Source organism: Acinetobacter sp. LT1 (assembly GCF_059800965.1).
On record NZ_JBBAXE010000004.1, the window covers coordinates 83179 to 94385 of the forward strand.

The 11207-nt window shown below is 41.2% G+C and carries 9 protein-coding genes; 8 read left to right on the forward strand and 1 reads right to left on the reverse strand.

Annotated elements, in window-relative coordinates; genetic code table 11:
* The first annotated feature begins 216 nt into the window (after window positions 1-216).
* Genes rsmH through WBW42_RS05010 form a run of 8 tightly spaced genes read left to right on the forward strand, consistent with a single transcriptional unit; the run spans window position 217 to window position 8566 of the window.
* Complete coding sequence (gene rsmH / locus WBW42_RS04975; protein ID WP_032063185.1) at window positions 217-1140, forward strand: 16S rRNA (cytosine(1402)-N(4))-methyltransferase RsmH; 924 nt, start codon at window positions 217-219, stop codon at window positions 1138-1140.
* On the forward strand, window positions 1140-1472 hold the full coding sequence (gene ftsL / locus WBW42_RS04980) for a cell division protein FtsL (protein WP_002116847.1): 333 nt from the start codon (window positions 1140-1142) through the stop codon (window positions 1470-1472). Before rsmH ends, ftsL begins: the two co-directional genes overlap by 1 nt.
* Window positions 1473-1483: 11 nt before the next feature.
* A complete protein-coding gene (gene ftsI / locus WBW42_RS04985) occupies window positions 1484-3316 on the forward strand; it encodes a penicillin-binding protein PBP3 (RefSeq protein ID WP_017400506.1) in 1833 nt (610 codons plus the stop codon).
* A 3-nt stretch (window positions 3317-3319) separates the two neighbouring features.
* Complete coding sequence (locus WBW42_RS04990; protein WP_032063184.1) at window positions 3320-4819, forward strand: UDP-N-acetylmuramoyl-L-alanyl-D-glutamate--2,6-diaminopimelate ligase; 1500 nt, start codon at window positions 3320-3322, stop codon at window positions 4817-4819.
* 8 nt (window positions 4820-4827) lie between these two features.
* On the forward strand, window positions 4828-6228 hold the full coding sequence (locus WBW42_RS04995; protein WP_032057242.1) for a UDP-N-acetylmuramoyl-tripeptide--D-alanyl-D-alanine ligase: 1401 nt from the start codon (window positions 4828-4830) through the stop codon (window positions 6226-6228).
* A complete protein-coding gene (mraY, locus tag WBW42_RS05000) occupies window positions 6229-7347 on the forward strand; it encodes a phospho-N-acetylmuramoyl-pentapeptide-transferase (RefSeq protein WP_002116751.1) in 1119 nt (372 codons plus the stop codon).
* Between the two features lie 59 nt (window positions 7348-7406).
* Window positions 7407-7739: a DUF7709 family protein gene (locus WBW42_RS05005; RefSeq protein WP_002116981.1), complete on the forward strand. Its 333-nt coding sequence runs from the start codon at window positions 7407-7409 to the stop codon at window positions 7737-7739.
* 2 nt (window positions 7740-7741) lie between these two features.
* Window positions 7742-8566 (forward strand): putative RNA methyltransferase, encoded by an 825-nt coding sequence (locus tag WBW42_RS05010; protein ID WP_080777164.1) that lies wholly within the window; start codon window positions 7742-7744, stop codon window positions 8564-8566.
* A 15-nt stretch (window positions 8567-8581) separates the two neighbouring features.
* Here WBW42_RS05010 and ponA read toward each other — a convergent pair whose 3' ends face one another.
* A complete protein-coding gene (gene ponA, locus WBW42_RS05015) occupies window positions 8582-11143 on the reverse strand; it encodes a penicillin-binding protein PBP1a (RefSeq protein WP_032057246.1) in 2562 nt (853 codons plus the stop codon).
* Between the last annotated feature and the right edge of the window lie 64 nt (window positions 11144-11207).

Sequence of the window (11207 nt, forward strand, 5' to 3'; positions counted from 1 at the left end):
AACAATAGTCCAAAAAGAAAACTTAGAAGTTAAATATTCATAAAGAAAGTAAGCAAACTTAAAAAAGTAAGCTTGCTTTCTTTTTTTGCTTAAAAAATGCTAATAAAACGGTTTTATCTATGAAAAATTAATATTTTCCTACAAAAAGCCGTTTGGCGTTGGTCATAAACAAGGTGATAATGTGCAGTTACATTTTTACGCAATGATTTAACACCTATGTCGCATATTTCTGTCTTACTTTTTGAGACCGTTGAGAGCTTATTGGCAGATCGCACAACAGGGGTGTATATCGATGCAACCTTCGGACGAGGTGGGCATACACGTTTATTGCTCTCGAAACTTGATGAAAATGCACGAGTATATGCATTTGATAAAGACCCTCAAGCTTTGGAAGTTGCAGCTGCTTTGGCACAAGAAGACCCGAGATTTACCATTATTCATGCCAGTTTTGCTGATATTAAAGAAAAAATGCAGGAAATTGGTGTGGTGAGTGTTGATGGCATTATGGCTGACTTAGGGGTGTCATCTCCTCAACTCGACCAAGCTGAGCGTGGTTTCAGTTTTATGCAGGATGGTCCTCTAGACATGCGAATGGATAATTCTAAGGGGTTAACCGCAGCTGAGTGGTTACTTGAAATTGAAGAAGAACAATTAGCAAATATTATTTATCAATATGGCGAAGAACGTTATAGTCGACGTATTGCAAAAGCGATTAAACAAGCTGGAAAACTAGATACAACAGCCCAATTGGCAGAACTTGTTAAAACAGCTCATCCAAAGTGGGAAAAACATAAGCATCCAGCAACACGTACATTTCAGGCAATTCGTATTGCTATTAATAAAGAACTAGATGATATTGAAGTATTTTTACCACAAGCTGTAGACTTACTAAAACCAAAAGGGCGTTTGTCTGTGATTAGCTTTCATTCTCTTGAAGATCGCTTGATCAAACAATTTATTCAAAAAGAATCGACTTTGGCAGAAGATATTGGCTGGGGAATTCCTCAGCAACAGGTAGATACAAGAAGGTTAAAGAAAATTTCACGGGTTCGTGCGAGTGAAGAAGAAGTAAAAGCGAACCCACGTTCACGTAGTGCATGGCTTCGGGTTGCTGAACGCTTGGAACAAAAAGGCGCGTAATGAAAAGCAGTGATGAAATTGAAACCACCGAAAATAAAGTGGTGAAAAAAGTTGTGGCATACACCGTATTAGTGGCGCTTGTTTTTATCAGTGCCATGATGGTGGTTTTTCAAGTATTTGAATATCGTCATGATTATAGAGAGCTCAGCTCTTATATGCGTGAACGTGATGATCTCAATGCTGAATGGGGGCGTTTGCTTATTGAGCAACAAACCTTCGGTGCAACAGCACAGATTGGTACGCGTGCTGTAACCCAACTACGCATGTTTTCGCCACCTGCTGCAGAAACGGTGGTAATTTCTTTACCGATGACCTCAGAGCAAAATAAGTAAGGCCTTGCTGTATGGTAGATAAGCGAATAAAGCAAACACGGAAAAAACAGCAGTCTATTTCGGAAAAACCAACTCTTGCCTTCGATATGTGGCGGTTTTATCTGCTCTGGGCAACAGTATTGCTCTGTTTTGTTGTATTAATTGCACGTGCATTTTATGTGCAAGTGATTAATAAAGACTTTTTACAAAACAAGGCCAATGCCAATATTTTGCGTACGGAACGTATTGAGGCAATGCGTGGGGTTATTAGCGACCGTCATGGTGTGCCTCTGGCCATTAGTACGCCTATTATGAAAATTGTCATTGATCCACGTGATTACTTTGATACCAAGCATTTATATGACGAAATTACAGCCGAATTAAAAAAAGATCCGAATAATCGTAAGTTAAAACGACAATTACCAGATAAAAACTTAAACCTTGATGAGTTGGCGGATGTGGTTGGTTTAGATCGTGCAGATCTAAAAAAACAGATGAATGCGCGCCCACGTTCTCGTTATTTGGTTTTGAAAAAAGAAGTGCCGCCACAGCAGGCAGATCTCATTACAAAGGGTAACTTCCAAGGCGTTTATGCTGAGAAAACATATAAACGTTATTATCCTCAACCGCAGCCAAATGCTCAGATTATTGGTTTAACCAATAGTGAAGGCCAAGGGATTGAAGGCTTGGAAATGCAGTTGAATAAACAACTGTCTGGGGTAGATGGCGAACAAAAAATTATTCGTGATAAACGTGGTAACCGCTTAAAAGTTTCAGAGGTTATTCGTGAAGGTGAGCCAGGCGAAAACATCACTTTAAGTATCGACTCTCGTTTGCAATACATTATGTACCGTGAGTTGACTGCTGCTGGTGTCGCAAATAACGCCCGTTCGGCGACAGCAATTGCTGTAGATGTTAAAACAGGCGAAATTCTGGCTATGACCAGTTGGCCATCTTATAACCCGAATGATAAAAACGGTTTATCTAATAAAGATGCCATGCGTAACCGCGGTGCGATTGATATGTTCGAGCCGGGTTCTACCATGAAGCCTTTTACAGTTTCTGCTGCACTCGAAACTGGACAATATACGCCAAATACGATTGTCAACACTTCACCAGGTTCAATGCGTTTAGGCTGGCATACCATTCGTGATACGCATAACTATGGTGCTTTGACTGTCAGTGGCGTAATTATTAAGTCATCAAACGTAGGTTCGGCAAAAATTGCATTGTCACTTCCTAAAGAAACGTTACCAAGCTTCTTTAACCGTGCTGGCTTTGGTAAACGTTCTGCTGTGAAGTTCCCCGGTGAAAGCTCTGGTTTAGTACTTCCTGTAAGCAAATTAAACTCTTCCCAAATTGGTACCATGGCTTATGGTTATGGTCTAAATGCAACTATTCTTCAGTTGGCGCAAGGCTATGCAATGCTTGCAAACCATGGGGTAAAAATGCCTCTAAGTTTGCATAAACTCGATCAAGCACCTAAAGGTGAGCAAGTTCTTGCTCCAAAAATTGCTGATCAGGTTTTGCTTATGCTTGAGCAGGTGACGATGCCGGGCGGTACTGCAAAGCAAGCTAATATTCCGGGTTATCGCGTTGGTGGTAAAACAGGTACAGCTCATAAACTTCGTGCAGATCGTAAAGGTTATTCAAATAATGAATACCGTGCTTTATTTGCAGGCGTAGCTCCGATTAGTGATCCTCGTTTAGCGGTTATTGTAGTTGTTGAAAATCCACAAGGCCGTTATTACGGTGGTTTGGTTGCGGCCCCTGTTTTCGCACGAATTATGCAAGAATCATTGCGCTTAATGAATGTGCCGCTTGATAAGCCCCTTGATACTCCAGAAAATCCTATTCGCAGGTAAGCTATGTCTGTTTCTTTCCAAGAAATTAATCCAGTTGAGATCGATGCACAGTGGTCTAAACAGCCTTTTCAAGGCTTTAGTTTAGACAGTCGTAAGGTTGCGTCAGGCCAGATCTTTATCGCTTTGACCAGTTATAGCCAACCTGAAAAAACACGCGCTTTTGCTGAGTCAGCTTTAGCTAATGGTGCACTTGCCATTATTAGCGAGACGGAGTTGGGCGTAGCAAATGAGTGGGTGTGTTCTGATGTGCGTCAACGTATGGGTGAATGGCAAGAACGTTATTTACAGCATATAGATCCCGTAGTACCAGTGCGTATTATTGCAGTGACTGGTACAAATGGTAAAACCACAATTTCGCGTCTAGTGGCTGAATTAATTAGCTCTCAACAACAGCGCTGTGCTGTGATGGGTACTACAGGCAATGGTATTTTGCCAGACTTAACACCCTCAACGCACACTACGCTTGATGCTTTACAACTGCAAAATGCATTGCATGATTATGCAAAACAAGGTGCGACTTTTGCTTCTTTAGAGGCAAGTTCACATGGTTTGGAACAAGGTCGTTTAAATGGTTGTGCGATTGAGATTGCTGTTTATAGCAATTTGAGTCGTGATCATCTGGATTACCACGGCACTTTAGAGGCTTATGCAGAGGCTAAGGCTCTTTTATTCCGTTTTAGCTCTTTAAAAGTAGCTGTTATTAATTTAGATGATGAGCATGCTGCTCTCATGATCAATGCAGCAAAGCAAAATCCTGCTCAACCGAAAATTTTAACGTATTCACTTACTCAAAATACTGCTGATTATTATATTACTGACCTGAGTTACAGTTTAGCAGGAGCGACATTTAATTTAGTGAGCCCACAAGGTTCTTTTGCTGTGCAAAGTCCATTGTTAGGGCATTTTAATGTCGAAAACTTGGTTGCAGCTCTTATTGCTGCTGAGCAAGCAGGTTTTGATTTAAAAGCGTTAGTAGCTTTCGTTCCTAAACTAATTGGTGCCCCAGGTCGAATGCAGGTTATTCGTGATGGTGAGCGTTTATTTGTTGTTGATTATGCGCATACACCAGATGCATTAATTCAAGTGCTTAAAACCTTAAAACGTCATGTGTCTAATCAACTTTGGGCTGTATTTGGGTGTGGCGGGGACCGCGATCGCGGTAAGCGCCCATTAATGACTCAAGCAGCTTTAGACGGCGCAAATCCAGTTATTTTGACGTCGGATAACCCAAGAACAGAAGACCCTGAACAAATTTTTGCTGACATGAAGCAAGGAATCGACTTTTCAGGGCACCGTATGCATGAAATTCATGACCGCCGTGAAGCAATTAAATTTGTTGCACAGCAGGCTCAGGCTGGTGATATTGTTGTGATTGCCGGTAAAGGACATGAAAATTATCAAGAAATTAATGGTGTGCGTCACTGGTTTGATGATGTTGTTGAAGTGCGTTCTGCGATTGATGCACAACATCACACTGTAGACGCTGCTTACCCTGCACAATAGGACGAATTATGCATACTTCAACCACCAGTACCGTGCCTTTGGAACCGTGGACAGCTCAACAATTACAACAGGCAACACAGGGCTACTGGCATAAAGACCAGATCCCTCAAACTGAAATTAAACGTATTTTGACGGACTCGCGTCATGCGGAAACTGGGGATGCCTTTTTAGCACTAAAAGGTGAGCGTTTCGATGCGCATGATTTCGTTGCGCAAGTTGCTGCAAATGGTTGTCAAATAGCTATTGTTGAACGTCCGCTAGATGTAGATATTGAACAACTCGTTGTTGCTGACACCAGATTGGCTTTAGGGCAACTCGGCGCTTATCGCCGTGAGCAAAACTCACAATTAAAGGTGATTGCCTTAACGGGAAGTAGTGGTAAAACTACAACCAAAGAAATGCTGGGAAGTATATTGTCGCGCTTAGCACCGACACTAATCACCCGAGGGAATTTAAATAATGACCTTGGTGTACCAATGATGTTGCTAGAGCTTCGCAAAGAACATCAATATGCGGTGATGGAGTTGGGTGCAAGCCATCAAGGCGAGATTGATTACACATCAAAACTCGTTCAGCCTCATGTTGCGGGCATATTAAATATTGGTACAGCTCATTTAGGCGAGTTTGGTGGTCGTGAAGGTATTTGCCGCGCAAAATCGGAAATTTATCGTCACATTTTACCAAATGGCGTTGCAATCGTGCCGCAACAAGATGACTTCACTGCCGAAATTCTAGATGCTGCGAAAGCTCATCGTATTTCTACATTTGGTGTAGGAGGCGATGTCTATGCAACAGATGTGGAGTTATTGCCTCAATCAACGAATTTTATCCTTCATACACCACAAGGTAGTAGTGGAGTTAAGCTTCCTTTTGCGGGTGAGCATAATGTTCAAAATGCGACCGCAGCTGTAGCTTTTGCTTTAGCAATTGGTATTGGACTAGAAGATATTGTCCAAGGTTTAGAGCAAGCTCAAGGAGCGAAAGGTCGTCTTAACTTTATTCAAAAGTCACCTTACTTATTTATTGATGATACCTACAATGCCAATCCGACTTCTATGCGCGCTGCTGCACAAGTGTTGTTGCAGCAACAAGGCGTAAAAGTGATGGTCATGGGGGATATTGGTGAGTTAGGTAATAGCAGTTGGCAAGAGCATCATGATTTAGGTCGTGATCTTGCCGAACTCCCTTTAGATCATATTATTGCAGTTGGACAGTTCGCTCCAGCTGCTCTCGAGGGTGCAGACTCTCATTCTAATAAAGTGAAAGCATTTCAGACACAAGCTGAGGCACTTCCATTTTTAATCAATCTAATCCAAACACATCAACCCCAGTCCATGAGTTTCCTGTTTAAAGGTTCTCGCTTTACTCATATGGAAACGTTGATGGCTGATTTGATGGAGAAACTTTAAATGCTGTTATGGTTGTTTGAACAACTTGCGGGCTATCACAGCTCGTTTCAGGTCGTTCGTTATTTAACATTACGTTCTTTACTCAGTGTATTAACTTCACTGACCATTGGTCTGGTCCTTGGACCGATCATGATTCGTAAATTACAAGCGTTAAAATACGGTCAGGCAGTAAGTTCGTTTGCTCCTGAAAATCATGCTAAAAAAATGGGTACACCAACGATGGGTGGAATTTTAATTCTGCTTTCAATTGGTATTAGTACTTTGCTATGGGCTGATTTATCTAACCCTTATGTCTGGATTGTGCTTGGTGTAATGGTTGTATTCGGTGCTGTAGGCTGGGCAGATGACTGGATTAAAATTCGCTATAAAGACAATGCAGGTTTACCCGCACGTAAGAAGTTTTTCTGGACTTCTGTTGCATCGCTGGGTGCTGGTATTGCGTTATATTTAATTGCAACTCAACAGTCCAATGCAGAACATACGGCAAACATGCTGGATTTATTGATTCCATTCTTTAAGAATCTTTCAATTCCACTCTCAATTGTTCCTTTAGGTTTGGCATTTATTGTATTTACCTATCTGGTGATTAATGGTGCTTCTAACGCTGTTAACTTAACAGATGGTTTAGATGGCTTGGCAATTATGCCGGTTGTCATGGTGGCTACAGGTTTAGGCGTATTTGCTTACTTGTCTGGTGACATCCGTTTCGCTAACTATTTACATATTCCATATGTGAAATATACCTCTGAACTCGTAGTAATCTGTTCTGCCATGATTGGTGCAGGTTTGGCATTCCTTTGGTATAACGCGCATCCTGCTCAAGTATTTATGGGTGATGTCGGTGCTTTAGCTTTAGGTGCGATGCTTGGAACAATTGCAGTTATGGTTCGTCAAGAAATCGTATTTGCAATTATGGGTGGTGTATTTGTAATGGAGGCAGTATCTGTATTCTTACAAATTGGCTCTTTGCGTATGCGTAATAAACGTGTGTTCTTAATGGCGCCGCTGCATCATCACTATGAAAAGCAGGGCTGGAAAGAAACGCAAGTTGTGATTCGTTTTTGGATTATTACAATTATATTAGTAGTTTTAGGTCTAATGACTTTAAAATTGCGATAGATCTTATTTTAGTGTCAATATAAAGCCAGTTCTACTGGCTTTTTTTATTGGAGAGGTGAATGACAAAAGTTGCTGGTCTAGACCAATTATCGGTGATTAATCAAAAAGTAGTTGGAGAGGGCGAGGTATTACCTCAAGTTGTACTTAAAGATGGAAGTCAGGTTCAAACAGGAACTGTAGCAACAATGCTGCACAATATTGAATTATACAATGCAGGGCAAAGAGGACAAATTGAGGAAGAGCTAAAGATCGCAATTCCAACTTTAGTCAAGGTAGGTCTGTTTGATTTGTTTCAGGTAGATGAATGGATTAATGGTACAAATGCAGGTCGCACCTTTGTTGGACTACACGCAAAGACTTATTTACAACAAAAAGAACAAGAGAATAATTAAACGTGGCTAAGCAAGTTTTAATGTGTCCTGTGTGTCGTCAGTCCCTGAATTTAACTGAACGAACTTGGCGATGTGAGCAGGGACATAGTTATGATGTAGCTAAACAAGGCTATGTCAATTTACATGTGGTGCAACATAAACATAGTAAAAACCCAGGGGATACGCCCGAGTCAGTCGATGCGCGACGAGCTTTTTTGCAAGGTGGTTATTATCAGCCATTACAGCAAGCTGTAGTCGATTTATTAAAGCAACTAGATGTAAAAGCAATACTCGATATCGGATGTGGTGAGGGCTACTATACAAGTGCTATGCAGCAAGTTGTTGAACAGTGTGTTGGAGTTGATATTGCAAAAAACGCGGTACAACGTGCGGCAAAGCTCAACACTGAAGTAACTTGGGTGGTGGGAACAGGAGCAACTTTACCTGTATTGGATAGGAGTATGGATGCTTGCACCAGTTTATTTAGCCCAATTCCGCAAGCAGAAATTGCGCGTGTTTTAAAAGATGATGGCTATTTAATTGTTGTTACGCCTGCTTCTGAACATTTGTATGCCATGCGTGAGGCTTTATTTGAGCAAGTTAATCCTCACACACCAGAAAAGTTTGTAGAGCAACTAAAAAATTTGTTTGAGTTAAAGCAAGAGCAAATTATTGATGCGCCTTTTGTGCTCGATCAACAAGCCCTAAAAAATCTGATTGCTATGACACCTTATGCTTATAAAGCCTCTCCTGAGCGCCGTTCGCAGTTAGAGCAGCAGTCACAATTAGAAATAACTGCATCTTTTCAAATTTATGTCTTTCAGAAGCGCAATAAAAAAGCCATCTAACGATGGCTTTTTCTATTATTCAATCTGATTAATCAGATTTTCTAATTCATCTTTTTCTCGCTTAGGAGCGGACTCCTGTGAAGGTCTCATGGCAGGAGGCGCAGCTTTTGACGGAATAACAATTTCTTCACCTGGTAAATCGGAAAAGTCATTGTCATTGCTTAATTTTGGTTGTGGTGGTGCTGGTCGATAGAGCGGACGTGCTAGTGGCGGAGCCGCACGATAAGTTTTCTTATCAGTTACTTCTGTCACGGTTTCTTGTTGGTCACGTGAAATAGGACCTTTAGCATCTTTATCTAAACGGACCCAAGCTGCTGGCGTACCTTGCAATGCTTGACCCATAAAGTTAATCCAGATCGGCAATGCAGCAATACCACCATATTCACGACGGCCAAGCGTAGTCGGTTGGTCAAATCCAACCCATGCTACAGTCACTAACTTGCCGTTGAAGCCTGCAAACCATGCATCTTTTGCATCATTCGTAGTACCTGTTTTACCACCTAAATCACTACGGCCAATTTTAAGTGCAGCACGACCTGTACCATGCTCAATTACATCACGTAAGATGTTCGCCATATCATAAGCAGAGCTTGATTTTAAAATACGTTGAGCTTGGCGATATTGACTGTTGTTTTTGTCAGTCTGTTTAAGATTAAGCTGCTTAGCTGCGTTTTCTTTCTGTTCTATATCTTTATTCGTAACCGCAATGACTTCATCATCAGTTGTTTTAGGTTTTTGCTCATCATCCGTTGTGTCAGGTGCATTAATACATGGAATACATGCGTATTCTGGTTTGGCTTCATAAATGACTTTGCCGTAAGCATCTTCAATACGTTGAATGAAATGTGGTTGAACACGGTAACCGCCGTTTGCAAACGTTGCATAACCAGTTGCCATTTGAATTGGTAATACTTGAGGAGTACCTAAAGCAATGGTGTAGTTGCGAGGAATTTGATCTTCTTGTAAACCGAAATCCATAAATAATTGGCGAGTACGTTCAATCCCTACTGTTTGTAGAAGTCTTACTGATACGGTATTACGAGACAAATATAAAGCACGACGTAATGGGATCATACCTAAGTAACGCCCATCAGAGTTTCGCGGTGTCCATTTGCCAATCGTAATTGGGCTATCATTCACCATACTATAAGGTGTCATACCTCTTTCTAATGCTAAAGCATAGAGGAATGGCTTGATTGTAGAACCCGGTTGACGCCAGCCTTGTAAGGCACGGTTAAACTTGGATTGGTAGAAGTTGTAGCCACCTACAATTGCTTCAATTGAACCATCATTCGGGTTAATTGCAATGAGTTGACCTTGAACTTTTGGAACCTGAACTAAAGACCATGCGGTTTTATTATCGTTTGGGCGTAAACGAACAATATCTTTAACTTTAACAATTTGGGACGCACGTGAAGGAGCGCCACCTACGCTATTTGCATTGCGATAGGGGCGTGCCCATGACATGCCTGACCATTGAACCGTAACGGTTGAGCCATCTTGCATTAATGCTTCAAAAGAGCTGCTATTTACCTTAGTGACTTGTGCAGGATAAGTGTTGGCATATGCTCTAAATTCAGTTAACGGTTTGTCATGTGCTTCTGCACCACGCCAGCCATGGCGACGGTCATAAGCTTCAAGGCCATCTTGCACAGCTTTTTCTGCAATCGCTTGGCGTTTAGCATTAATTGTTGTGTAGACTTTATAACCAGAATCAATGGCTTGTTCACCGAAATGCTTTACAAGTTCTGAACGAACCATTTCCCCAGCATAGGGATGAATATTATTTAAATCCCGATTGGGCATATTTAAATTGATCGGCTCTGCAACTGCTTTTTGATATTCTGCTTGAGAAATATAACCCAGCTGTAACATACGGCCTAAAATCCAGTTGCGTCGTTCGAGTGCGCGCTCAGGATTAACTACAGGGTTATATTTAGATGGTGCTTTGGGCAAACCAGCGATCATCGCCATTTGAGCAATGCTGAGCTCATTAATGCTTTTGTTGTAATAAATTTTGGCTGCTGCCGCGATACCATACGCATTTTTCCCTAAGAAGATTTTATTCACATAGAGGCTGAGAATTTCTTCTTTAGATAAATTTTGCTCAATTTTTCGAGCCAAAAAGATTTCGGTTATTTTACGTTTTAGGGTTCTTTCTGGACTCAAATAATAGTTCTTTGCAACTTGCATAGTGATTGTTGAACCACCAGTTTGCACATCTGAACCCGTCACACTTTCGCTCAAAGCACGACCTAAACCCTTAAAACTGATCCCGCTATGTTCAAAGAAAGAAGAGTCTTCTGCTGCTAAAAATGCATGAATAAAAGCAGGAGGAATTTGTTTGTATTCAACCGGAATAGAAAGCTTACCACCGTACTCGGCAATCAGTTGATTGTCTGAAGTGTAGACCTGTAATGGTTTTAAGAGGGGAGCTTTTTTTAGTGAACTCATTTCTGGAAGCGATGGGGCGATATAGAGATACATGCCATAAAAGCCCATCGGAAGTGAGACTAAGATAATAATAATGATCAAAAAAATTGGACGCACGAAGCCCAAACTGGATAGCTTTTTCATGATAAGTAAGCTTTAATAAGATCGAATACAAACTAATTGTGGTCAGTATAGCCTTTAGACATGC